This window comes from Escherichia sp. KTE96, assembly GCF_000408525.1.
Taxonomy (GTDB): Bacteria; Pseudomonadota; Gammaproteobacteria; order Enterobacterales; family Enterobacteriaceae; genus Escherichia; species Escherichia marmotae.
Genome location: NZ_KE137149.1, coordinates 171575 through 195592, shown reverse-complemented (window position 1 = coordinate 195592; position 24018 = coordinate 171575). Strand labels below are relative to the sequence as shown.

Annotated in this window: 27 protein-coding genes, 1 pseudogene and 1 other annotated feature; of the genes and pseudogenes, 19 read left to right on the top strand and 9 right to left on the bottom strand. The window is 51.4% G+C overall.

Going from position 1 to position 24018, the window contains the following annotated elements; genetic code table 11:
* The 3 genes from yidD to rpmH are packed head-to-tail and all read right to left on the bottom strand — an operon-like array spanning nt 1 to nt 738.
* A complete protein-coding gene (gene yidD, locus A1WG_RS0121705) occupies nt 1-258 on the bottom strand; it encodes a membrane protein insertion efficiency factor YidD (RefSeq protein WP_001307474.1) in 258 nt (85 codons plus the stop codon).
* Nucleotides 222-581, bottom strand: coding sequence for a ribonuclease P protein component (gene rnpA, locus A1WG_RS13315; protein WP_000239730.1), 360 nt, complete (start codon nt 579-581; stop codon nt 222-224). The genes yidD and rnpA overlap by 37 nt, the downstream gene beginning before the upstream one ends.
* A gap of 16 nt (nt 582-597) precedes the next feature.
* Nucleotides 598-738: a 50S ribosomal protein L34 gene (rpmH, locus tag A1WG_RS13320; RefSeq protein ID WP_000831330.1), complete on the bottom strand. Its 141-nt coding sequence runs from the start codon at nt 736-738 to the stop codon at nt 598-600.
* A 606-nt stretch (nt 739-1344) separates the two neighbouring features.
* Between rpmH and dnaA the strand changes: the two genes are divergently transcribed.
* The 6 genes from dnaA (at nt 1345) to yidA (ending at nt 8931) form a co-directional block, all read left to right on the top strand.
* Nucleotides 1345-2745 carry a chromosomal replication initiator protein DnaA gene (dnaA, locus tag A1WG_RS13325; RefSeq protein ID WP_000059100.1) on the top strand — a complete coding sequence of 467 codons (1401 nt, stop codon included), beginning with the start codon at nt 1345-1347 and terminating at the stop codon, nt 2743-2745.
* Nucleotides 2746-2749: 4 nt separating this feature from the next.
* Nucleotides 2750-3850, top strand: coding sequence for a DNA polymerase III subunit beta (gene dnaN, locus A1WG_RS13330; RefSeq protein ID WP_000673456.1), 1101 nt, complete (start codon nt 2750-2752; stop codon nt 3848-3850).
* Entirely contained in the window at nt 3850-4923 is a 1074-nt protein-coding gene (recF, locus tag A1WG_RS13335) for a DNA replication/repair protein RecF (protein ID WP_000060099.1), read from the top strand. Before dnaN ends, recF begins: the two co-directional genes overlap by 1 nt.
* A 28-nt stretch (nt 4924-4951) precedes the next feature.
* On the top strand, nt 4952-7366 hold the full coding sequence (gene gyrB, locus A1WG_RS13340; protein ID WP_001517427.1) for a DNA topoisomerase (ATP-hydrolyzing) subunit B: 2415 nt from the start codon (nt 4952-4954) through the stop codon (nt 7364-7366).
* Between the two features lie 239 nt (nt 7367-7605).
* Entirely contained in the window at nt 7606-8004 is a 399-nt protein-coding gene (locus tag A1WG_RS13345; protein ID WP_000522197.1) for a YidB family protein, read from the top strand.
* Nucleotides 8005-8118: 114 nt separating this feature from the next.
* The gene (yidA, locus tag A1WG_RS13350) at nt 8119-8931 is read left to right on the top strand and encodes a sugar-phosphatase (RefSeq protein ID WP_001517428.1); all 813 of its coding nucleotides are present in this window, start codon (nt 8119-8121) and stop codon (nt 8929-8931) included.
* Nucleotides 8932-8974: 43 nt separating this feature from the next.
* Here the strand turns inward: yidA and A1WG_RS13355 are convergent, their stop codons facing one another.
* Complete coding sequence (locus A1WG_RS13355; RefSeq protein ID WP_001517429.1) at nt 8975-9631, bottom strand: YidX family protein; 657 nt, start codon at nt 9629-9631, stop codon at nt 8975-8977.
* Between the two features lie 278 nt (nt 9632-9909).
* On the opposite strand from A1WG_RS13355, the gene dgoR reads away from it, so the two are divergent.
* The 5 genes from dgoR (at nt 9910) to A1WG_RS13380 (ending at nt 14632) form a co-directional block, all read left to right on the top strand.
* Nucleotides 9910-10599, top strand: a complete 690-nt coding sequence (gene dgoR / locus A1WG_RS13360) for a D-galactonate utilization transcriptional regulator DgoR (protein ID WP_001517430.1) — start codon at nt 9910-9912, stop codon at nt 10597-10599.
* Complete coding sequence (locus A1WG_RS13365; RefSeq protein ID WP_001517431.1) at nt 10596-11474, top strand: 2-dehydro-3-deoxygalactonokinase; 879 nt, start codon at nt 10596-10598, stop codon at nt 11472-11474. Before dgoR ends, A1WG_RS13365 begins: the two co-directional genes overlap by 4 nt.
* The gene (gene dgoA / locus A1WG_RS13370) at nt 11458-12075 is read left to right on the top strand and encodes a 2-dehydro-3-deoxy-6-phosphogalactonate aldolase (protein ID WP_001198729.1); all 618 of its coding nucleotides are present in this window, start codon (nt 11458-11460) and stop codon (nt 12073-12075) included. Before A1WG_RS13365 ends, dgoA begins: the two co-directional genes overlap by 17 nt.
* Complete coding sequence (gene dgoD / locus A1WG_RS13375; protein WP_000705001.1) at nt 12072-13220, top strand: galactonate dehydratase; 1149 nt, start codon at nt 12072-12074, stop codon at nt 13218-13220. Before dgoA ends, dgoD begins: the two co-directional genes overlap by 4 nt.
* A 119-nt stretch (nt 13221-13339) precedes the next feature.
* Nucleotides 13340-14632, top strand: coding sequence for an MFS transporter (locus A1WG_RS13380; protein ID WP_000354284.1), 1293 nt, complete (start codon nt 13340-13342; stop codon nt 14630-14632).
* Here the strand turns inward: A1WG_RS13380 and cbrA are convergent.
* The gene (gene cbrA / locus A1WG_RS13385; RefSeq protein WP_001517432.1) at nt 14593-15693 is read right to left on the bottom strand and encodes a colicin M resistance lipid reductase CbrA; all 1101 of its coding nucleotides are present in this window, start codon (nt 15691-15693) and stop codon (nt 14593-14595) included. The two genes, A1WG_RS13380 and cbrA, sit on opposite strands and share 40 nt — an antisense overlap.
* Nucleotides 15694-15793: 100 nt before the next feature.
* Here cbrA and A1WG_RS13390 point away from each other — a divergent pair, with 100 nt between their 5' ends.
* Nucleotides 15794-17008 (top strand): YidR family protein, encoded by a 1215-nt coding sequence (locus A1WG_RS13390; RefSeq protein WP_001517433.1) that lies wholly within the window; start codon nt 15794-15796, stop codon nt 17006-17008.
* Nucleotide 17009: 1 nt separating this feature from the next.
* Here A1WG_RS13390 and A1WG_RS0121700 read toward each other — a convergent pair whose 3' ends face one another.
* Nucleotides 17010-17342 carry a YceK/YidQ family lipoprotein gene (locus A1WG_RS0121700; protein ID WP_010377863.1) on the bottom strand — a complete coding sequence of 111 codons (333 nt, stop codon included), beginning with the start codon at nt 17340-17342 and terminating at the stop codon, nt 17010-17012.
* A gap of 238 nt (nt 17343-17580) precedes the next feature.
* Nucleotides 17581-17653, top strand: a sequence feature (ROSE (Repression Of Heat Shock gene Expression) occurs in the 5'-region of heat shock genes and acts as an RNA thermometer to modulate expression.).
* Between A1WG_RS0121700 and ibpA the strand changes: the two genes are divergently transcribed.
* From ibpA to A1WG_RS13405, 3 genes are all read left to right on the top strand, one after another.
* The gene (ibpA, locus tag A1WG_RS13395) at nt 17647-18060 is read left to right on the top strand and encodes a small heat shock chaperone IbpA (protein ID WP_001243437.1); all 414 of its coding nucleotides are present in this window, start codon (nt 17647-17649) and stop codon (nt 18058-18060) included. Its footprint overlaps the feature before it by 7 nt.
* Before the next feature lie 111 nt (nt 18061-18171).
* Nucleotides 18172-18600, top strand: coding sequence for a small heat shock chaperone IbpB (gene ibpB / locus A1WG_RS13400; RefSeq protein WP_001243426.1), 429 nt, complete (start codon nt 18172-18174; stop codon nt 18598-18600).
* 195 nt (nt 18601-18795) lie between these two features.
* Nucleotides 18796-20457, top strand: coding sequence for a putative transporter (locus A1WG_RS13405; protein WP_001279777.1), 1662 nt, complete (start codon nt 18796-18798; stop codon nt 20455-20457).
* On the opposite strand, the pseudogene A1WG_RS24850 reads toward A1WG_RS13405, so the two are convergent.
* Nucleotides 20454-20537, bottom strand: a pseudogene (locus A1WG_RS24850) (GntR family transcriptional regulator); the annotation flags it as partial. The gene A1WG_RS13405 and the pseudogene A1WG_RS24850 overlap by 4 nt on opposite strands.
* Nucleotides 20534-20983 carry a protein YidI gene (yidI, locus tag A1WG_RS13410; protein ID WP_001517434.1) on the bottom strand — a complete coding sequence of 150 codons (450 nt, stop codon included), beginning with the start codon at nt 20981-20983 and terminating at the stop codon, nt 20534-20536. The gene yidI and the pseudogene A1WG_RS24850, both read right to left, overlap by 4 nt.
* A gap of 106 nt (nt 20984-21089) precedes the next feature.
* Between yidI and A1WG_RS13415 the strand changes: the two genes are divergently transcribed.
* Genes A1WG_RS13415 through A1WG_RS13425 form a run of 3 tightly spaced genes read left to right on the top strand, consistent with a single transcriptional unit; the run spans nt 21090 to nt 22283 of the window.
* Entirely contained in the window at nt 21090-21437 is a 348-nt protein-coding gene (locus A1WG_RS13415; protein WP_000703955.1) for a YidH family protein, read from the top strand.
* Nucleotides 21427-21789 (top strand): DUF202 domain-containing protein, encoded by a 363-nt coding sequence (locus tag A1WG_RS13420; RefSeq protein WP_001113441.1) that lies wholly within the window; start codon nt 21427-21429, stop codon nt 21787-21789. The genes A1WG_RS13415 and A1WG_RS13420 overlap by 11 nt, the downstream gene beginning before the upstream one ends.
* The gene (locus A1WG_RS13425; RefSeq protein WP_000148082.1) at nt 21786-22283 is read left to right on the top strand and encodes a radical SAM protein; all 498 of its coding nucleotides are present in this window, start codon (nt 21786-21788) and stop codon (nt 22281-22283) included. Before A1WG_RS13420 ends, A1WG_RS13425 begins: the two co-directional genes overlap by 4 nt.
* Before the next feature lie 7 nt (nt 22284-22290).
* Here the strand turns inward: A1WG_RS13425 and emrD are convergent, their stop codons facing one another.
* The gene (gene emrD / locus A1WG_RS13430; protein ID WP_001517436.1) at nt 22291-23475 is read right to left on the bottom strand and encodes a multidrug efflux MFS transporter EmrD; all 1185 of its coding nucleotides are present in this window, start codon (nt 23473-23475) and stop codon (nt 22291-22293) included.
* Nucleotides 23476-23878: 403 nt separating this feature from the next.
* Here emrD and ivbL point away from each other — a divergent pair, with 403 nt between their 5' ends.
* Nucleotides 23879-23977, top strand: coding sequence for an ilvB operon leader peptide IvbL (gene ivbL, locus A1WG_RS0121690; RefSeq protein ID WP_001300753.1), 99 nt, complete (start codon nt 23879-23881; stop codon nt 23975-23977).
* Nucleotides 23978-24018: the final 41 nt, after the last annotated feature.

Genomic DNA, 24018 nt, shown 5'->3' with positions numbered 1-24018 from the left:
TTAGTGTTCTCTGGTATCAAATGGTCCGGGCGGGACGGGATCGTCACCACCAGGGTGTAAAGGGTGGCATTTTAATACGCGTTTCACCGTCAACCAACTGCCTTTTATCACTCCAAACCTGCGCAATGCCTCAATTCCGTAGCTTGAACAAGTTGGAGTGAAACGACAATGCGGCCCGAGTAGCGGACTAATCAGGCGTTGGTAGACCCGAATGAGGGCTATCAGGACCCGCGAGCCAGGCGACAGTGGCGGCGCCATAATTTTTCCAACGCTTCCGAGAGAGCACGGTTATCGAGGTCGGCAACCCCTTTTTTCGCCACCACCACGAAATCCATAGCCGGGAGTTCATGTTGGCGTAGACGGAAGCTTTCACGCGTCAGACGTTTAATCCGATTGCGTTCATGCGCTCGTCGAACGTTTTTCTTGGCGACTGTAAGACCGATACGGGGATGCCCCAGCGAATTCAGGCGGCCGAGGATGGTGATTTGCGGCGTGCCAGCCCGTTGTGGCTGCTGGAAGACGAATGTGAATTGACTGGGAGTTAACAAGCGTAACTCCCTGGGAAATGCGAGCTTAACCACTCAGGGGTTAGCTTTATTACTTAGAAACGGTCAGACGAGCACGGCCTTTAGCACGACGACGTGCCAGTACCTGACGACCATTTTTAGTAGCCATACGAGCACGGAAGCCGTGAGAACGGTTGCGCTTCAGTACAGACGGTTGAAAAGTGCGTTTCATGGCGATTTCTACCTAAACTTGAATAAATTCAATGGCTTTATTGGATATCCGCCCGAAAACCGAACGATGGACACCGAAGCCATGGGTGATTAAAGAGGCCGGATTGTAATAATTGTACACTCCGGAGTCAATTCTCTTTCCTTATTTACCGCGCTTTTCCGCACCTTTTCACAGGGAAAAAGTACAACTATATACCGGTGAAAACCAGCATTACGCGCCGGGTGGAGGATTATACGGGCTACCGGATAAAGCGCAAGGATCGTCCAGGATCTTTATTAGATCGATTAAGCCTAATTTTGTCTATGGTCATTAAATTTTCCAATATGCGGCTTAAATCGTGCCCGCCTGGTGTCTGGATCGTTTACACTTAGCGGGTTCTGGATCATCCTGTGGATAAATCGGGAAAATCTGTGAGAAACAGAAGATCTCTTGCGCAGTTTAGGCTATGATCCGCGGTCCCGATCGTTTTGCAGGATCTTGATCGGGCATATAACCGCAGACAGCGGTTCGTGCGTCACCCTTATGCAGGGTCTTTTCGACGTGCGTCAACAATCATGAATGTTTCAGCCTTAGTCATAATCGACTTTTGTTCGAGTGGAGTCCGCCGTGTCACTTTCGCTTTGGCAGCAATGTCTTGCCCGATTGCAGGATGAGTTACCAGCCACAGAATTCAGTATGTGGATACGCCCATTGCAGGCGGAACTGAGCGATAACACGCTGGCCTTGTACGCGCCAAACCGTTTTGTCCTCGATTGGGTACGGGACAAGTACCTCAATAATATCAATGGACTGCTAACCAGTTTCTGCGGAGCGGATGCCCCACAGTTGCGTTTTGAAGTGGGCACAAAGCCCGTGACACAAACGCTGAAAGTCCCTGCCAGCAATACAGTTGCACCGGCTCAGGCTGCTCAGGTGCAACCGCAACGTGCGGCGCCTTCTACGCGCTCAGGTTGGGATAACGTTCCGGCTCCGGCAGAACCGACCTATCGTTCCAACGTTAACGTTAAACATACATTTGATAACTTCGTCGAAGGTAAATCTAACCAACTGGCGCGCGCGGCGGCTCGTCAGGTGGCAGACAACCCTGGCGGTGCCTATAACCCGCTGTTCCTTTATGGCGGCACGGGGCTGGGTAAAACTCACCTGCTACATGCGGTGGGCAATGGCATTATGGCGCGCAAGCCGAATGCCAAAGTGGTTTATATGCACTCCGAACGCTTTGTTCAGGACATGGTAAAAGCCCTGCAAAACAACGCGATCGAAGAGTTTAAACGCTACTACCGTTCTGTTGACGCGCTGCTGATCGACGATATTCAGTTTTTTGCTAATAAAGAACGATCCCAGGAAGAGTTTTTCCACACCTTTAACGCCTTGCTGGAAGGTAATCAACAGATCATTCTTACTTCGGATCGTTATCCGAAAGAGATCAACGGCGTTGAGGATCGTTTGAAATCCCGCTTCGGCTGGGGGTTGACTGTGGCGATCGAACCGCCAGAGCTGGAAACCCGTGTGGCGATCCTGATGAAAAAGGCAGACGAAAATGACATTCGTCTGCCGGGTGAAGTGGCATTCTTTATCGCCAAGCGTCTACGCTCTAATGTGCGTGAGCTGGAAGGGGCGCTGAACCGTGTTATTGCTAACGCCAACTTTACCGGACGGGCGATCACCATTGACTTCGTGCGCGAAGCGTTGCGCGATTTGCTGGCATTGCAGGAAAAACTGGTCACCATCGACAATATTCAGAAGACGGTGGCGGAGTACTACAAGATCAAAGTCGCAGATCTCCTTTCCAAGCGTCGATCTCGCTCGGTGGCACGTCCGCGCCAGATGGCGATGGCGTTGGCGAAAGAGCTGACTAACCACAGTCTGCCGGAGATCGGTGATGCGTTTGGCGGTCGTGACCATACAACGGTGCTTCATGCCTGCCGTAAGATCGAGCAGTTGCGTGAAGAGAGCCATGATATCAAAGAAGATTTTTCAAATTTAATCAGAACATTGTCATCGTAAACCTATGAAATTTACCGTAGAACGTGAGCATTTATTAAAACCGCTACAACAGGTGAGCGGTCCGTTAGGTGGTCGTCCTACGCTACCGATTCTCGGTAATCTGCTGTTACAGGTTGCTGACGGTACGTTGTCGCTGACCGGTACTGATCTCGAGATGGAAATGGTGGCTCGTGTTGCGCTGATTCAGCCGCACGAACCAGGGGCGACGACCGTTCCGGCGCGCAAATTCTTTGATATCTGCCGTGGTCTGCCTGAAGGCGCGGAAATTGCTGTGCAACTGGAAGGTGAGCGGATGCTGGTGCGCTCCGGGCGCAGCCGTTTTTCGCTTTCTACTCTGCCAGCGGCGGATTTCCCGAATCTTGATGACTGGCAGAGCGAAGTTGAATTTACCCTGCCGCAGGCAACGATGAAACGTCTGATTGAAGCGACCCAGTTTTCGATGGCGCATCAGGACGTTCGCTATTACTTAAATGGTATGCTGTTCGAAACCGAAGGTGAAGAACTGCGCACCGTGGCGACTGACGGCCACCGCCTGGCGGTCTGTTCAATGCCAATTGGTCAGTCTTTGCCGAGCCATTCGGTGATCGTGCCGCGTAAAGGCGTGATTGAACTGATGCGTATGCTCGACGGCGGCGACAATCCGCTGCGCGTGCAGATTGGCAGCAACAACATTCGCGCCCACGTAGGTGACTTTATTTTTACCTCCAAATTGGTGGATGGTCGATTCCCGGATTACCGTCGCGTTCTGCCGAAGAACCCGGACAAACATCTGGAAGCAGGCTGCGATCTGCTCAAGCAGGCGTTTGCTCGTGCGGCAATTCTCTCTAACGAGAAATTCCGTGGCGTGCGTCTGTATGTCAGTGAAAATCAACTGAAGATCACCGCCAACAACCCGGAACAGGAAGAAGCGGAAGAGATCCTCGACGTCACCTACAGCGGCGCGGAGATGGAAATCGGCTTTAACGTCAGCTATGTGCTGGATGTTCTGAACGCGCTGAAATGTGAAAACGTGCGCATGATGCTGACCGATTCAGTTTCCAGCGTGCAGATTGAAGATGCGGCCAGCCAGAGTGCGGCTTATGTTGTCATGCCAATGAGACTGTAATGTCCCTCACCCGCTTGTTGATCCGCGATTTCCGCAATATCGAAACCGCGGATCTCGCTTTATCTCCCGGCTTTAACTTTCTGGTGGGTGCCAACGGCAGTGGCAAAACCAGCGTGCTGGAAGCTATCTATACGCTCGGCCACGGCCGGGCGTTTCGCAGTTTGCAGATTGGTCGCGTCATTCGCCACGAGCAGGAGGCGTTTGTTCTTCACGGGCGTTTACAGGGCGCAGAGCGCGAGACGGCGATTGGCTTAACCAAAGACAAACAGGGCGACAGTAAAGTCCGTATTGACGGTACTGACGGGCATAAAGTTGCGGAACTGGCGCACCTGATGCCGATGCAGTTGATAACGCCTGAGGGGTTTACTTTACTCAACGGTGGCCCCAAATACAGAAGAGCATTCCTCGACTGGGGATGCTTTCACAACGAACCCGGATTTTTCACCGCCTGGAGCAATCTCAAGCGATTGCTCAAGCAGCGTAATGCGGCGCTGAGGCAGGTGTCACGTTACGAACAGCTCCGCCCGTGGGATAAAGAACTGATCCCGCTGGCGGAGCAAATCAGCGCCTGGCGCGCCCAGTACAGCGCCGGTATCGCCGCCGATATGGCCGATACCTGTAAGCAATTTCTCCCTGAGTTTTCTCTGACTTTCTCTTTCCAGCGCGGCTGGGAGAAAGAGACAGAGTACGCTGAGGTGCTGGAACGTAATTTTGAACGCGATCGCCAGCTAACCTACACTGCGCACGGCCCGCATAAAGCGGACTTACGCATTCGCGCCGACGGTGCGCCGGTGGAAGATACCTTATCGCGTGGGCAGCTTAAGCTGCTGATGTGCGCCTTACGTCTGGCGCAAGGAGAGTTCCTCACCCGTGAAAGCGGGCGGCGGTGTCTCTACCTGATAGATGATTTTGCCTCTGAGCTTGATGATGAGCGTCGCGGGCTGCTTGCCAGCCGCTTAAAAGCGACGCAATCACAGGTCTTTGTCAGCGCGATCAGTGCTGAACACGTTATAGACATGTCGGACGAAAATTCGAAGATGTTTACCGTGGAAAAGGGTAAAATAACGGATTAACCCAAGTATAAATGAGCGAGAAACGTTGATGTCGAATTCTTATGACTCCTCCAGTATCAAAGTCCTGAAAGGGCTGGATGCGGTGCGTAAGCGCCCTGGTATGTATATCGGCGACACGGATGACGGCACCGGTCTGCACCACATGGTATTCGAGGTGGTAGATAACGCTATCGACGAAGCGCTCGCGGGTCACTGTAAAGAAATTATCGTCACTATTCATGCTGATAATTCCGTCTCTGTACAGGATGACGGGCGTGGCATTCCGACCGGTATTCACCCGGAAGAGGGTGTATCGGCAGCAGAAGTGATCATGACCGTGCTGCACGCAGGCGGTAAATTTGACGATAACTCCTATAAAGTGTCCGGCGGTCTGCACGGCGTTGGTGTTTCGGTAGTAAACGCCCTGTCGCAAAAACTGGAGCTGGTTATCCAGCGTGAAGGTAAAATTCACCGTCAGATCTACGTGCACGGTGTACCGCAGACACCGCTGGCGGTTACCGGCGATACCGATAAAACCGGCACTATGGTACGTTTCTGGCCGAGCCTCGAAACCTTCACCAATGTAACCGAGTTTGAATATGAAATTCTGGCGAAACGCCTGCGAGAGTTGTCCTTCCTTAACTCCGGCGTTTCCATTCGCCTGAAAGACAAACGTGACGGCAAAGAAGACCACTTCCACTATGAAGGCGGTATCAAGGCGTTCGTTGAGTATCTGAACAAGAATAAAACGCCGATCCACCCGAACATCTTCTACTTCTCCACCGAAAAAGACGGTATCGGCGTTGAAGTGGCATTGCAGTGGAACGATGGCTTCCAGGAAAACATCTACTGCTTTACCAACAACATTCCGCAGCGTGATGGCGGTACTCACCTGGCGGGCTTCCGTGCGGCGATGACCCGTACTCTGAACGCCTACATGGACAAAGAAGGTTACAGCAAAAAAGCCAAAGTCAGCGCCACCGGCGACGATGCGCGTGAAGGCCTGATTGCGGTTGTGTCCGTGAAAGTACCAGATCCGAAATTCTCCTCCCAGACTAAAGACAAACTGGTTTCTTCTGAGGTGAAATCGGCGGTAGAACAGCAGATGAACGAACTGCTGGCAGAATACCTGCTGGAAAACCCAACCGATGCGAAAATCGTGGTTGGTAAAATTATCGATGCTGCCCGCGCCCGTGAAGCGGCACGTCGTGCGCGTGAAATGACGCGTCGTAAAGGTGCACTGGACTTAGCCGGCCTGCCGGGCAAACTGGCGGACTGCCAGGAACGCGATCCGGCGCTTTCTGAACTGTACCTTGTGGAAGGGGACTCCGCGGGCGGCTCTGCGAAGCAGGGGCGTAACCGCAAAAACCAGGCGATTCTGCCGTTGAAGGGTAAAATCCTCAACGTCGAGAAAGCCCGTTTCGATAAGATGCTGGCTTCCCAGGAAGTGGCAACGCTCATCACCGCGCTTGGCTGCGGTATCGGTCGTGACGAGTACAACCCGGACAAACTGCGTTATCACAGCATTATCATCATGACCGATGCGGACGTCGACGGCTCGCACATTCGTACGTTGCTGTTGACCTTCTTCTATCGTCAGATGCCGGAAATCATTGAACGCGGTCACGTCTACATTGCCCAGCCGCCGCTGTACAAAGTGAAGAAAGGCAAGCAGGAACAGTACATTAAAGACGATGAGGCGATGGATCAGTACCAAATCTCCATCGCGCTGGATGGTGCTTCTTTGCATACCAACGCCAGTGCACCAGCTTTAGCTGGCGAAGCGTTAGAAAAGCTGGTGTCTGAGTACAATGCGGCGCAGAAAATGATCGTTCGTATGGAACGTCGTTATCCGAAGGCGATGCTGAAAGAGCTTATCTATCAGCCGACGCTGACGGAAGCGGATCTCTCTGACGAGCAGGTTGTTACCCGTTGGGTGAATGCGCTGGTGACAGAACTGAACGATAAAGAGCAGCATGGCAGCCAGTGGAAGTTTGATGTCCACACCAATGCCGAGAAAAACCTGTTCGAGCCGATTGTTCGCGTGCGTACTCACGGTGTGGATACTGACTATCCGCTGGATCACGAGTTCATCACCGGTGGCGAATATCGTCGTATCTGCACGCTGGGCGAGAAACTGCGTGGCTTGCTGGAAGAAGATGCGTTTATCGAACGTGGTGAGCGTCGTCAGCCGGTAGCCAGCTTCGAGCAGGCGCTGGACTGGCTGGTGAAAGAGTCCCGTCGTGGCCTCTCCATCCAGCGTTATAAAGGTCTGGGCGAAATGAACCCGGAGCAGTTGTGGGAAACCACTATGGATCCGGAAAGCCGTCGTATGCTGCGCGTTACCGTTAAAGATGCGATTGCTGCCGACCAGTTGTTCACAACTCTGATGGGTGATGCCGTTGAACCGCGTCGTGCGTTTATCGAAGAGAACGCTCTGAAAGCGGCGAATATCGATATTTAATGGCATTAGCAATGCGAGCGTGCCTGATGCGCTACGCTTATCAGGCCTACAATACTCATGCAATATATTGAATTTTCATGATTTTGCAGGCCGGATAAGGCGGTTACGCCGCATCCGGCAAGAAGCTATAAGAAAAGGGCGGAGATGATCTCCGCCCTTTTTACTCCTGTAATCCGCAACTATCATCCCGCAGAACTATACTTTCTGAGTCAACACGTAACGCTTTACAGGTGATTATCATGGGACTTTTCGATGAAGTTGTCGGTGCCTTTCTGAAAGGCGATGCGGGGAAATATCAGGCCATTCTGAGCTGGGTTGAAGAGCAGGGAGGCATCCAGGTGCTGCTGGAGAAACTGCAAAGTGGCGGCTTAGGTGCCATTCTCTCAACCTGGTTGAGTAATCAACAGGGCAATCAACCGGTTAGCGGCGAACAACTGGAATCGGCACTGGGTACGAATGCAGTAGCCGATCTCGGGCAAAAACTCGGCGTAGATACCAGTGCTGCTTCCAACATGCTGGCGGAACAATTGCCGAAGATTATTGATGCGCTATCTCCGCAGGGCGAAGTTTCACCGCAAGCCAATAACGATCTGCTTTCCGCAGGCATGGAGTTGCTGAAAGGGAAACTCTTCCGCTAAGCAAAAGGGGAGCACGCAAGGCGCGTTGCATCCCCCTTTTCCCTCGGGTGTTGTACTGATTTTTGAGCGGAATCGCGTTAGCATGGGTCAGGAATCAATCTACCTGGGGAACTCATGGCTATCAAACTCATTGCTATCGATATGGATGGCACCCTTCTGCTGCCCGATCACACCATTTCACCCGCCGTTAAAAATGCGATTGCCGCAGCTCGCGCCCGCGGGGTGAATGTCGTGCTGACGACAGGTCGTCCTTATGCAGGTGTTCACAGCTACCTGAAAGAGCTGCATATGGAACAGCCAGGCGACTACTGCATTACTTACAACGGCGCGCTGGTACAGAAGGCTGCTGATGGCAGCACCGTGGCGCAAACAGCATTGAGCTATGACGACTATCGTTTCCTGGAAAAACTCTCTCGCGAAGTCGGTTCCCATTTCCACGCGCTGGACCGCACCACGCTGTACACCGCTAACCGTGATATCAGCTATTACACGGTACATGAGTCGTTTGTGGCCACCATTCCGCTGGTATTCTGCGAAGCGGAAAAAATGGACCCCAATATACAGCTCCTGAAAGTGATGATGATTGATGAACCCGCTATTCTCGACCAGGCCATCGCGCGCATTCCACAGGAAGTGAAAGAGAAATACACCGTGCTGAAAAGTGCGCCGTACTTCCTCGAAATCCTCGATAAACGCGTTAACAAAGGCACTGGTGTGAAATCATTGGCCGACGTGTTGGGCATTAAACCGGAAGAAATCATGGCGATTGGCGATCAGGAAAACGACATCGCAATGATTGAATATGCAGGCGTCGGTGTGGCGATGGATAACGCTATTCCTTCGGTGAAAGAAGTGGCGAACTTTGTCACCAAATCCAACCTTGAAGATGGCGTGGCGTTTGCTATTGAAAAGTATGTGCTGAATTAATCAGTGGGCGGGCAAACTGCATAAACGCGTTTGCCCGCAGCGATTAACAATTTCTGGTCGTGCATAAAATCAGGAACTGGAGTGGTGATGTTACTATATCCAGCGTAAGAGTGACTGGCAGCAACGCGTTAGCGAGGCCGCGCGGGACGCCATCTGTTGTTTTGTACTTATAAAATCCCACTGTAAAGGGTTGATGGAAAACCATCACGTTTGAGTAATCCGCTTTTTTATTTTTCTGGTGGATAGAGCCTTTCAAGCTGTCCAGTATCCATGTACAACGCCGGGTATCACAAATAAAACCATATTGTGTCGCCAGTGCTTTATCTTCCTCATTATCCCAGTCGTAATAGAGCGTTATGGCACCAGAAAAATTCGTATCACCGCTGCTTAAAATAAATTTCACATTATCGGAGACGGTTATCTTTTCGCCATGTATTGCCGGATCGTTAAGCATTTTAACCACCTCACCACCACCCGTGGTTAACAGGTAGTCCAGCGACTCGCCAACAAAAACATAGCCTTTCGTACCGTTACTATCCTTTGCCAGCGATAAACCCTTAATCGAGTCTGACCGCCATTGCTCGGCATGTGGAGGGCTTGCGGTATTGAACAGCAGTCCTGCGGTTAGACATCCTGTCAACGCAAATGCCAAAAAACACAAACCGGCAGCCTTAAAAAATCCTTTAAAATTCAACTTCATGATTAATCCTTTAAACAAGAGTGCTAAGCCGTTGAAAGCATACTCTTATTTCCCCCCTGTTTAGCGCCCGACATCCCTTTTCAGATTTCTGCCCGGCGCATGTCATTTTTTTATGCATTGTTCTTTTTGTGATCTAAATTGTAGTACAACAATATAAATTTGTACTACATTGCACGTACAGTAAACGCGAATGTCATCATGCTGGTACTACAAAGTTGCCGCGTTATGCATCGATCGGGGTAAAGTAGAGCAGAACATACAGAGCACAAGGACTCTTCATGACTCTCAATAAAACCGATCGCATTGTCATTACACTGGGTAAACAGATCGTTCACGGTAAATATGTACCTGGCTCGCCGCTTCCGGCCGAGGCGGAACTCTGTGAGGAGTTTGAAACCTCGCGCAACATCATTCGTGAAGTGTTCCGCTCGCTGATGGCGAAGCGGCTGATTGAAATGAAGCGTTATCGCGGCGCATTTGTGGCACCGCGTAATCAGTGGAATTACCTCGACACTGACGTACTGCAATGGGTGTTGGAAAACGACTACGACCCACGGCTTATCAGTGCAATGAGCGAAGTGCGAAATCTGGTGGAACCGGCGATTGCCCGTTGGGCGGCAGAGCGCGCGACCTCCAGCGATCTGGCGCAGATTGAATCGGCGCTGAACGAGATGATTGCTAACAATCAGGATCGCGAGGCGTTTAACGAAGCTGATATTCGCTATCACGAGGCGGTACTTCAGTCGGTACATAACCCGGTGTTACAGCAACTTAGCATCGCGATTAGTTCGCTGCAGCGGGCAGTTTTTGAACGAACCTGGATGGGCGATGAGGCCAACATGCCGCAAACGCTTCAGGAACATAAGGCGCTGTTCGATGCGATACGGCATCAGGACGGCGATGCGGCAGAGCAGGCGGCGCTTACCATGATCGCCAGCTCGACACGAAGATTAAAGGAAATCACATGACAGCTCGCTACATCGCAATTGACTGGGGATCGACCAATCTGCGCGCCTGGCTTTATCAGAGCGACAACTGCCTGGACAGCAGGCAATCAGAAGCAGGCGTCACGCGCCTGAACGGAAAATCTCCGGCTGCGGTGTTAGCAGAAGTGATAGCAGGCTGGCGTGAAGAGAATACGCCAGTGGTGATGGCAGGAATGGTCGGCAGCAATGTTGGCTGGAAAGTCGCTCCTTATTTATCCGTTCCTGTCTGTTTCTCATCTATTGGTGAACAGTTAACGTCTGTTGGCGACAATATCTGGATTATTCCCGGATTATGCGTCTCTCATGATGATAACCACAATGTGATGCGCGGCGAAGAAACACAATTGCTTGGCGCGCGTGCTCTTGCTCCTTCCTCTCTTTATGTTATGCCCGGTACGCATTGCAAATGGGTGCAAGCCGATAGCCAGAAAATCAACGATTTTCGCACCGTGATGACCGGTGAATTGCACCATTTACTGCTAAATCAGTCATTGATTGGGGCTGGTTTGCCGCCGCAGGAAAACTCTGCCGATGCCTTCGCGGCCGGTCTTGAACGCGGCCTTAATGCTCCCGCCGTATTGCCGCAACTTTTTGAAGTTCGCGCCTCGCATGTGCTGGGAACGCTTCCCCGCGAACAGGTCAGCGAATTTCTCTCTGGTTTGTTGATTGGTGCTGAGGTCGGCAGTATGCGCGACGACGTGGCTCATCAACAGGCTATCACCCTTGTCGCCGGAACATCGCTGACCGTGCGTTACCAACAAGCCTTTCAGGCTATGGGTTGCGACGTAACGGCGGTGGCGGGCGACACGGCATTTCTGGCTGGTATAAGGAGCATTGCTCATGCAGTGGCAAACTAAACTCCCGCTGATCGCCATTTTGCGCGGCATTACGCCTGACGAGGCGCTGGCGCATGTTGGCGCGGTGATTGACGCCGGGTTCGACGCGGTTGAAATCCCGCTGAATTCTCCCCAATGGGAGCAAAGCATTCCCGCAGTCGTTGAAGCATACGGCGACAAAGCGTTGATTGGCGCAGGTACGGTACTGAAACCTGAGCAGGTTGATACGCTCGCCAGGATGGGCTGCCAGCTCATCGTTACGCCCAATATCCATAGTGAGGTCATTCGTCGTGCGGTGGGTTACGGCATGACCGTTTGCCCCGGTTGTGCGACGGCGACCGAAGCCTTTAGCGCGCTCGAAGCAGGCGCGCAGGCACTGAAAATATTTCCGTCATCGGCTTTTGGCCCGCAATACATCAAAGCATTAAAAGCGGTATTACCGCAGGACATCGCGGTCTTTGCCGTTGGCGGCGTGACGCCAGAAAACCTGGCGCAGTGGATAGACGCTGGTTGTGCTGGAGCGGGCTTAGGTAGCGATCTCTATCGCGCCGGACAGTCCGTGGAACGTACCGCGCAGCAGGCAGCAGCATTTGTTAAGGCGTATCGAGAGGCAGTGCAATGAAAATTACCAAAATTACCACGTATCGTTTACCTCCCCGCTGGATGTTCCTGAAAATTGAAACCGATGAAGGCGTGGTCGGTTGGGGCGAACCGGTGATCGAGGGCCGCGCCCGCACGGTGGAAGCGGCAGTTCACGAGCTGGGTGACTATCTGATTGGTCAGGATCCATCGCGCATCAACGACTTATGGCAAGTGATGTATCGCGCCGGTTTTTATCGTGGCGGCCCCATTCTGATGAGCGCCATCGCCGGGATCGACCAGGCGTTATGGGATATCAAAGGCAAAGTGCTGAATGCGCCCGTCTGGCAACTAATGGGTGGCCTGGTCCGCGACAAAATCAAAGCCTACAGTTGGGTCGGCGGCGATCGTCCGGCGGATGTTATCGACGGCATTAAAACCCTGCGTGAAATCGGCTTCGATACTTTCAAACTGAACGGTTGTGAAGAACTGGGTCTGATTGATAACTCCCGCGCGGTAGATGCGGCGGTCAACACCGTGGCACAAATTCGTGAAGCCTTTGGTAATCAGATTGAGTTTGGCCTTGATTTTCACGGTCGCGTCAGCGCGCCGATGGCGAAAGTGCTGATTAAAGAACTGGAACCGTATCGCCCGCTATTTATTGAAGAGCCGGTGCTGGCGGAACAAGCCGAATACTACCCGAAACTGGCGGCGCAAACTCACATTCCGCTGGCAGCGGGGGAGCGCATGTTCTCGCGCTTCGATTTTAAACGCGTGCTGGAGGCGGGGGGAATTTCGATCCTGCAACCGGATCTCTCCCACGCGGGCGGTATTACCGAATGCTACAAAATTGCCGGAATGGCGGAAGCCTATGACGTGACTCTTGCGCCGCACTGTCCGCTCGGCCCCATTGCACTGGCTGCTTGCCTGCATATCGACTTTGTCTCCTATAACGCCGTACTTCAGGAACAAAGTATGGGCATTCATTACAACAAAGGCGCGGAGTTACTCGACTTTGTGAAAAACAAAGAGGACTTCAGCATGGTCGGCGGCTTCTTTAAACCGCTAACGAAACCGGGCTTAGGCGTGGAAATCGACGAAGCCAAAGTCATTGAGTTCAGTAAAAATGCCCCGGACTGGCGTAATCCGCTCTGGCGCCATGAAGATAACAGCGTAGCAGAGTGGTAATTCCTGCCACGTAAGCCCCTCATCGGGCACTAAAACAGCAATACAAAAATATAACCCTCTGTAACTTACAGGGCATGGTGAGCGGCCTCACTATGCCCAAAATCAGGAGATAGCTCGCTATGGATATTCCCGTAAATGCAGCAAAGCCGGGGCGTCGGCGTTATCTGACGTTAGTGATGATTTTTATTACGGTAGTGATTTGTTATGTCGATCGCGCCAACCTGGCCGTGGCTTCCGCCCATATTCAGGAAGAGTTCGGTATTACTAAAGCTGAAATGGGCTATGTATTTTCGGCCTTCGCCTGGCTTTATACCTTATGTCAGATCCCCGGCGGTTGGTTTTTAGATCGCGTGGGTTCACGTGTGACTTATTTTATTGCGATATTTGGCTGGTCGGTGGCGACATTATTCCAGGGATTTGCCACGGGCTTAATGTCATTAATTGGTCTGCGGGCGATAACCGGTATTTTCGAAGCGCCCGCTTTCCCGACCAATAACCGTATGGTGACCAGTTGGTTCCCGGAACATGAACGTGCTTCTGCCGTTGGTTTTTATACCTCTGGTCAGTTTGTCGGTCTGGCGTTTCTGACTCCGCTGCTGATCTGGATTCAGGAGATGTTGAGCTGGCACTGGGTGTTCATTGTCACCGGCGGTATCGGCATTATCTGGTCGCTGATTTGGTTTAAAGTTTACCAGCCGCCGCGCCTGACTAAAGGCATCAGCAAAGCTGAGCTGGATTACATTCGTGATGGTGGCGGTCTGGTGGATGGCGATGCGCCGGTGAAAAAAGAGGCGCGTCAGCCGTTAACGGCAAAAGACTGGAAACTGGTGTTCCATCGTAAACTGATCGGCGTCTATCTCGGGCAATTTGCGGTGGCGTCTACGCTGTGGTTCTTCTTAACCTGGTTCCCGAACTATTTAACCCAGGAAAAAGGGATAACGGCGTTGAAAGCGGGTTTTATGACCACGGTGCCATTTCTCGCTGCGTTTGTCGGTGTACTGCTCTCAGGATGGGTAGCGGATCTGCTGGTGCGGAAGGGCTTTTCGCTGGGCTTTGCGCGTAAAACACCAATAATCTGCGGCTTGTTGATCTCCACCTGCATTATGGGTGCTAACTATACCAATGACCCGATGATGATTATGTGTCTGATGGCGCTGGCATTCTTCGGTAACGGTTTTGCTTCGATTACCTGGTCGCTGGTCTCTTCTTTGGCACCGATGCGCCTGATCGGTTTAACCGGCGGGGTGTTTAACTTCGCCGGTGGTTTGGGGGGTATCACCGTTCCGCTGGTGGTGGGTTACCTGGCGCAGGGTTACGGTTTTGCACCTGCACTGGTTTATATCTCCGCCGTCGCGTTGATTGGCGCGCTCTCTTACATCCTGCTGGTAGGCGATGTGAAGCGCGTTGGGTAATCTCTCAACTGTGGAATATGTGCAATGCCACTGCGCATAATCCACTTTCTTAAGGCCGGTGCGGTCAGGCATCGGCTTTTCAGGATCTTGCCGTAGAGTTTTAAACGCAGTTTGCGGGTGGCGTGCCAGTAAGCGGCATTGATTTTCTCCGGCTGCTTCAGTAGCACCGAACGCAGTATTTCCGCGCTATCCAGCGCATAGCTAATCCCCTCCAGCGAGCTGGCACTGATAAATCCCGCCGCTTCGCCAATAAGAAAAGCATTGTCCTTACCGCAGACAAAATCCTGCCAGCGTGAGGGAAACAACACGGTGCATTTTTCACTTTTCACCGCTTTGCCAAACTGGAACTGAAAGGCGTTCATTTTCTCTTTCAGCGCCGCAAAACGCGCCTGGCCGTCTTTCATCGGATAGGCACCGCCAAAAATAAAATAACCGTCTTTGCTGATACTCCATGAGTAACAGTTAGTTATCGCATTATCAAAGATACAGGAGTAGAACGGCGTCGGATGTTTCTCTGTGAACCACTGCTGGATAGCGACATATTTACGAATCTGATGATCCGGGTAGAGATGTCGCCGCACCATCGAGTTTGCACCATCAGCACCGACCAGATAGCGGGCAGTAATGTGTTGCTCCCAGCCATCGGCGCGAAAAATAACATGCCATTTATCATCCTCACGCCAGATTTTCCGGCACAGGCTGTCGTGGTAAACCTCAACGCTGGTGGGGATCAGCGATTTCATCCACAAGTCGAAGGCATGACGATTAATATTGATATAGCTTCGCTGGTAGTTACGCGTGAGCGATGCTGTGACGTCGACGGTTTTGACGCTGAAAATCTGTGGGTTGGCGATCACATCGACAGGGAGCGTTAGCCCGTCGCGAATAAAAGAACGCTGCGCGTCCGGTGCCAGCAGACCACCGCAAGGTTTGCTGAAACCTTCTGTACCGCACTGGTGCTTTTTATCCAGTGCAATCACCTGCATTTTTCCTGCTAACTGCCGCGCCAGTGCGGAACCCGCCGGGCCGAGGCCGATAATCGCTACGTCAAAATGTTCCATCTTTTTACTCACATTCATCACGATAGCAAAAGACTATTGTCTGAAAGTGAAGTCCTTGTGAAGTATGATGGCGGAAACCGTTTTGTATCAGGATCACGCCATGAAACAACTCACCAACGCTTCACGAAACCACCTGCTCACCAATACCAACACCTGGACACCCGATAGCCAGTGGCTGGTATTTGACGTGCGGCCTTCTGGCGCGTCGTTTACCGGCGAGACAATTGAGCGTGTGAATATCCATACCGGCGAGGTTGAAGTTATTTACCAGGCGTCACAGGGTGCACACGTTGGCGTGGTGACCGTTCATCCGAAGCTGGAGAAATATGTCTTCATCCACGGCCCAGAAAATCCTGATGAAACATGGCATTACGATTTCCATCACCGCCGCGGCGTGATTGTTGAAGGCGGAAAGATGAGCAATCTCGATGCCATGGATATTACCGTTCCGTACACTCCTGGGGCGCTACGTGGCGGCAGTCATGTACATGTCTTTAGCCCGAACGGTGAAATGGTGAGTTTTACCTATAACGACCATGTACTACATGAATGCTGCCCGGCGCTGGATTTGCGAAACGTCGGGGTTGCGGCACCGTTTGGCCCGGTTAACGTACACAAACAGCATCCGCGCGAATACAGCGGCAGCCACTGGTGCGTGCTGGTAAGTAAAACCACGCCCACGCCGCAGCCGGGCAGTGATGAAATCAATCGCGCTTATGAAGAGGGATGGGTCGGAAACCACGCGCTGGCGTTTATTGGCGACACACTTTCGCTGAACGGCGAGAAAGTACCGGAGCTGTTTATTGTAGAGCTGCCACAAAATGAAAACGGCTGGAAAGCGGCTGGTGAGGAGCCGTTAAGCGGCACGGAATCAACCCTGCCAGCGCCGCCGCGTGGTGTCGTGCAGCGACGTTTAACCTTTACTCACCATCGTACTTACCCAGGGTTAGTCAACGTTCCACGCCATTGGGTGCGTTGTAACCCACAGGGGACGCAAATCGCGTTTTTAATGCGTGACGATAACGGTATTGTGCAATTGTGGCTTATCTCCCCACAGGGCGGCGAACCGCGCCAGTTAACCGATAACAAAACGGATATTCAGTCAGCGTTTAACTGGCATCCGTCAGGAGAATGGCTGGGTTTTGTGCTGGATAATCGTATTGCCTGTGCACATGCGCAAAGCGGTGAAGTTGAGTATTTAACCGAAAATCACGCCAACCAACCTTCGGCAGACGCCGTGGTCTTCTCGCCAGATGGTCAATGGCTGGCGTGGATGGAAGCTGGCCAGTTGTGGGTCACCGAAACTGGCCACTAATTCAGTTCGTTGGCATTCGGGCTGGTGGAATGACGGCATTGATGGCCTGCGCGTCGGCTTCACTTTTTTCCACGCGTGAGCGCACTGAACTGTCTTTGCGGAATGCATCCCACGGCAGTAAAAGCGTGTCCATAACAGCGGTAAACGGCATATCAAGAATCACCAGTGACTTAGTGCCCCAGTTGGTTTCATTGTCACCAATCATGGTGGCGCTGGCACGGGTGCCAGGGTATGTTCCCTCTTTGCCCCCTGTATGGGACATCACGCTGGAACATCCTGTCATTAACGCCATCCCGCTGCACATTAAGAGTGCTAACAACACATTTCTTATCATAATAAATTCATCAGTTGATCGTTGGTGTTGGCATGATGTGTTATAGCGATCCCTTGCTGAAAATAACATCATCATCATGTCGCACTGTGGCGGCTATCGCACTTTAACGTTTCGTGCTGCCCCTCAGTCTATGCAATAGACCATAAACTGCAAAAAAAAGTCCGTTGGAAAGACTTGAAAAGTGCATATCCAGACCCATTTTTATACCGTAGCCGATGAGAACGCGCCTGATGGGTGTTCTGGCTATCCGACCTGTCCATTGTGGAAGGTCTTACATTCTCGCTGATTTCAGGAGCTATTGATTATGCGTAACTTTGATTTATCCCCGCTTTATCGTTCTGCAATTGGATTTGACCGTTTGTTTAACCACTTAGAAAACAACCAGAGCCAGAGTAATGGTGGCTACCCTCCGTATAACGTTGAACTGGTAGACGAAAACCATTATCGCATTGCTATCGCTGTAGCTGGTTTTGCTGAGAGTGAACTGGAAATTACCGCCCAGGACAATCTGCTGGTGGTGAAAGGTGCTCACGCCGACGAACAAAAAGAGCGCACCTATCTGTACCAGGGCATCGCTGAACGCAACTTCGAACGCAAATTCCAGTTAGCAGAAAACATTCATGTTCGTGGCGCTAACCTGGTGAACGGTCTGCTGTATATCGATCTCGAACGCGTGATTCCGGAAGCGAAAAAACCGCGCCGTATCGAAATCAACTAATTCTCTAAGGCCGCCTGGCGCGGCCTGGCAACTTCATGCTCGCCGTCAGGGAGCATATGCGAATCCTCGGATTTGCAGGTACTTACTCGCTTCTTAGAAGGAGAAATGACTATGCGTAACTTCGATTTATCCCCACTGATGCGTCAATGGATCGGTTTTGACAAACTGGCCAACGCACTGCAAAACGCCGGTGAAAGCCAGAGCTTCCCGCCGTACAACATTGAGAAAAGCGACGATAACCACTACCGCATTACTCTTGCGCTGGCGGGCTTCCGTCAGGAAGATTTAGATATTCAACTGGAAGGTACTCGCCTGAGCGTAAAAGGCACGCCGGAGCAGCCCAAAGAAGAGAAAAAATGGCTGCATCAAGGTCTTATGAATCAGCCTTTTAGCCTGAGTTTTACGCTGGCAGAAAATATGGAAGTCTCTGGTGCAACCTTCGTAAATGGTTTGCTGCATATTGATTTAATTCGTAATGAGCCTGAACCCATCGCAGCGCAGCGTATCGCTATCAGCGAACGTCCCGCGTTAAATAGCTAATTAGCTATTCTTTTTGCCCCGCCAGCCTGGTGGGGCTTTTTTTATTTACCATCTTCAACAATGTGTTAATTTTCGCCAATTTAAGATGTTCCTGCACTCTCTTTCCCGTGATAATGTGCGCCATAAGGCAAATCTGCTTCACCGATTCAGCCATAATCCATAGCAATTAAAATGTTATCTCAAGAGAAATGGACGATGAGTGATATAGCATTAACAGTCAGTATTCTGGCTTTGGTGGCGGTCGTCGGTTTGTTTATCGGCAACGTCAAGTTTCGCGGCGTTGGATTGGGCATTGGCGGCGTACTGTTCGGTGGGATCATCGTCGGCCATTTTGTTTCACAGGCTGGGATGACATTAAGTAGCGACATGCTGCATGTTATCCAGGAATTTGGTCTGATCCTGTTCGTTTACACTATCGGCATTCAAGTGGGGCCGGGATTCTTTGCCTCGTTGCGTGTCTCCGGATTACGCCTTAATTTGTTTGCCGTTTTGGTTGTCATCATCGGTGGTCTGGTCACCGCCATCCTGCATAAATTGTTCGATATCCCACTTCCCGTGGTGCTGGGGATTTTCTCCGGCGCGGTCACCAATACGCCAGCGCTGGGCGCAGGTCAGCAGATCTTACGCGACCTCGGCACACCGATGGAGATGGTTGATCAGATGGGGATGAGCTATGCGATGGCGTATCCATTCGGCATTTGCGGGATTTTGTTCACCATGTGGATACTGCGGGTTATTTTTCGCGTCAATGTTGAGACGGAAGCCCTGCAGCACGAGTCGACACGAACCAACGGCGGTGCGCTAATCAGGACGATTAATATCCGTGTTGAGAATCCTAATTTGCATAATTTAGCCATTAAAGATGTGCCGATTCTCAATGGCGATAAAGTTATCTGCTCGCGATTGAAACGAGAAGAAACCCTAAAAGTACCTTCGCCAGAGACCATTATTCAGTTGGGAGATTTACTGCATCTGGTGGGGCAGCCTGCGGATTTACATAATGCACAACTGGTGATTGGTCAGGAAGTGGATACTTCGCTGTCGACGAAAGGCACCGATTTGCGTGTCGAACGCGTGGTGGTCACCAATGAAAATGTGCTCGGCAAGCGTATTCGCGACCTGCATTTTAAGGAGCGCTATGATGTCGTCATTTCGCGACTGAATCGTGCCGGGGTTGAACTGGTCGCCAGTGGCGATATTAGCCTGCAATTTGGCGATATCCTCAACCTGGTTGGACGCCCGTCGGCTATTGATGCCGTTGCCAATGTATTAGGTAATGCGCAGCAAAAACTGCAACAGGTTCAGATGTTACCCGTGTTTATTGGTATCGGTCTTGGCGTGTTGTTAGGCTCCATTCCGGTGTTCGTGCCAGGATTCCCGGCGGCGTTGAAGCTGGGGCTGGCGGGTGGTCCGCTGATTATGGCGCTGATCCTTGGACGTATCGGCAGTATCGGTAAGCTGTACTGGTTTATGCCGCCAAGTGCCAACCTGGCACTGCGCGAACTGGGTATCGTACTGTTCCTTTCAGTTGTTGGTCTGAAATCCGGCGGCGATTTTATCCATACATTGGTTAATGGCGAAGGGCTAAGTTGGATAGGCTATGGTGCATTGATTACCGCGATTCCGCTGATCACAGCCGGCATTCTGGCGCGGATGTTAGCCAAAATGAATTATCTCACTATGTGTGGGATGTTGGCGGGTTCAATGACCGATCCACCGGCGCTGGCGTTTGCCAATAATCTTCATCCAACCAGTGGTGCAGCGGCTCTCTCTTACGCCACGGTGTATCCATTAGTCATGTTTTTGCGCATCATCACACCACAGTTACTTGCGGTGCTTTTCTGGGGCATCGGTTAACCCTTTTCCGGGTGGAGTCGCCGTAAATGGTACTCCACCCGGTATTCACAGGCGTTTCTGAACATTACTGAGTTACTTAAACCAGTGAACCACCGGTCAGGAAAGAAAAGATCAGGAATATCAGCACAATTCCACAGATGATGCCGATACCAAAAAGCAAGGTATGGAAAGCCAGCGTCCCGCTACCAAAAAACAGTGCACCGCGAATGCCCCAGCGATTTTCTTTACGCATACCGGCAACAAACGCGCAGAGTAGCGCGGCAATGGCCAGGGCGATACCGCCGTGATCGAGGATTTTATCGACATCAACGTCCTCTTTTTTCTGCGTTGTGGTGATTTTTTCGCCTTTTATTCCGGCGAGAAGACCTCTTTTAATTTCCGCCGTTTTTTCTGCAATAACGCTTTCCAGCGTTGGCGGCGGCGTGGAAAAAGGGCCGAATGAAAAGTGGATAATGCCCATTATTAAAGCGATAGCACCGAACAGCATACCCAGTGAACTGATTTTATTTTGCGCTATGATACCCATCTGACCTCCTTGTAGCGGATGGCAAGCATATCAGGAAAGCGCCGGACGACATTCCTAAAAATAGACGAATAAGACATCGCTATTGCGAAACGACTAAGGAGCCATAGTGAAAATTTCCCGACTCGGAGAAGCGCCCGATTACCGTTTTTCTCTGGCTAATGAGCGTACCTTTCTGGCGTGGATCCGAACTGCGCTGGGTTTTCTGGCGGCAGGTGTTGGGCTGGATCAGCTTGCGCCGGATTTCGCCACGCCGGTCATTCGCGAACTGCTGGCATTGTTGTTGTGTCTGTTTTCCGGCGGGTTAGCGATGTATGGTTACCTGCGCTGGCTACGTAACGAAAAGGCGATGCGTCTGAAAGAAGATTTACCCTACACCAACAGCTTATTAATCATTAGCTTAATATTGATGATTGTGGCGGTGATCGTTATGGGACTGGTACTGTATGCCGGATAGCCGCAAAGCCAGACGGATTGCCGACCCGGGTCTTCAGCCGGAACGCACATCGCTGGCATGGTTTCGCACCATGCTGGGTTACGGTGCGTTGATGGCGTTGGCAATCAAACACAACTGGCATCAGTCAGGCACATTGTTCTGGATTTCTATTGGCATCCTTTCCTTTGTGGCATTGATCCTCTGGCGCTATACCCGCAATCGCAATTTAATGGATGTCACTAATAGCGATTTTTCCCAATTTTACGTAATCCGTGACAAATTTATGATCTCCCTCGCGGTGTTATCTCTTGCAATACTGTTTGCTGTAACGCATATACATCAAATTATCGTATTAATTGAGAGAATCACATGACAGGAAGTCAGGTTAGAAATGCTGAAGAGGACAGGCACAAATTGGTTATAGAGTATAAAGACGCTCTGCAACCTGCCGATTTTTATCAAAATTTCAAACAGCGAGGCATCCGCTCCGTGCAACTTATTCCCCACATTGAATTTGATGACCGGGGCGAGCTGACGGCAGCTTCGATGACAGAGGAGCTGTGGGGGCAATTTTTAATTGCCCTGTTCGAGTGTTGGGTGCGGGCAGATATCAGTCGTATATCAATTGAGCTTTTCGACGCCACCCTGCAAAAATGGTGCAGGAGCGAAAAACTGCAACCCCGGCGAGGCTGTCAGGGATGTGACTGGCATCGTCTTTGCCCACAAGCATGGGATGATCAGCCGGACGACGTGCTTTGTGCTGGCTATCAAGCTTTTTATTCCCACTCGGCACCGTACATGCGGGTGATGCGCGACTTGATAAAGCAGCATCGTTCTCCCATGGAGTTGATGACGATGCTGCGGTGATGCGAGCTTAAACGGCCTGCCCCTGGTGTGATATCCGCGTTGCCAGCGGCAGCCAGCAAAGCACAATCAATAACCCCATTAAGGTCATCAACAGCCCCAGACTTCCCTGGCCGGTTTGCGGCAGCATCGCAGAGAGCGACGCCAGTACGCCGGAACCAATGTTTTGCAGGCCGCCAACCAGTGCGCCAGCAGTACCTGCCAGGAATGGAAACGGCTCCATCGCGCCGCTGGTGGCCAGCGGAAATAGCATTCCGGCACCAAAAAAGAACAGCGCGGCGGGAACGAGTAGTGTCCAGACATTCATCACGCCAAACCAGCCAGGGATCCACATCATCAGTCCTGCCAGCAGGCAACAGATAACTGACTGCCACATTAACGAAGAGAACCGTTTATTCGGGCGTCCGGCAAACCATGCGCCGAAAAATGCCGCCGGGATTGGCAGAATAAATAAAATACTGACCGTCATACTGCTCAGCCCTAATACTGCGCCCATCAACACACCAGAACAAGCTTCGAAAGCGGCAATTCCTGCCAGACCGCCAATAAGCATCAGTAAATAGCAGTTAAAACCGCCGTTACCGAAAAGAGTTTTATAACTGGTCAGTAGGCGCGTGCGTGGCGCATCGACAGGGCGCGTTTCCGGCATCCAGCGCGCCATACTGAACGTCACACCGGCACAGAGCACCAGCAAAAACAGGTAACAGGCCCGCCAGTTCCACATGGTATTCAGCAGACCGCCAATTAATGGCGCAAGCAAAGGGCTGACGAGAATACCCATATTTAACATGCTATTAGCGTGACGTAGCTGTGTCCGTTCATACAGATCACGCGGTAATGTACGCGCCATCACACCACCGACACCGGTTCCCATTCCCTGCATTGCGCTGGCAGTAATTAATACCGTCAGGCTGGAGGTGGTGACCGCCACCAGCGTTGCTAACATAAAAATGGACATTCCGACGAGGATCACCGGGCGGCGACCCACACGGTCGGAAATTGGGCCATAAAACAGTTGTGAGACACCGTAGGTCAGCAGATACGCGCCCATTACGCTCTGCACCGCCCCTTCACGGACGTTGAGATCGCGCGCCATATCGGCAATAGCTGGAATATAAATAGTTTGTGCCATCTGACCGACAGCCACGAGTAATACCAACATCAATAATAAATTGATGTTTCTATGCGTTTTCATTATCACAGATGCTTATATAAGAATATTTAGAATAAGTTGCTACGCATTCCAATAAATGCGGGAGAGGAATCTATCACATTGATAAATGTTAGCCAGATATATATATGGAATGATGAATAACGAAGCGGCAGAATATATAAACAACAGCGGCAATAAATGTTTCCGGAATGGATTGTAGTTTAAATAAATTCTGTAGATACGATGCGTCAGCATCGCATCGACACGAATCTGCCAGCAGAATGTAAAAGATCACCTCCTCAGGAGGTAGTCTTTTACTTCTTACGCTTCAGTACAAAACGTGATCAGTCCCTCATTTTTTCCCTGATGAAAAATTTTCCATTGTCTCTCCTGTAAACCTGTGCTTGTATAAATATTGTTAAACACAAAACAAACAAGGTCCCCAATGACTACTTCCATGCTCAACGCAAAACTACTACCAACTGCGCCATCCGCCGCAGTGGTCGTCGTGCGTGTGGTGGTCGTCGTCGGCAATGCGCCGTAGGGACTGGAACAACACACGATTCCAAAACCCCGCCGGCGCAA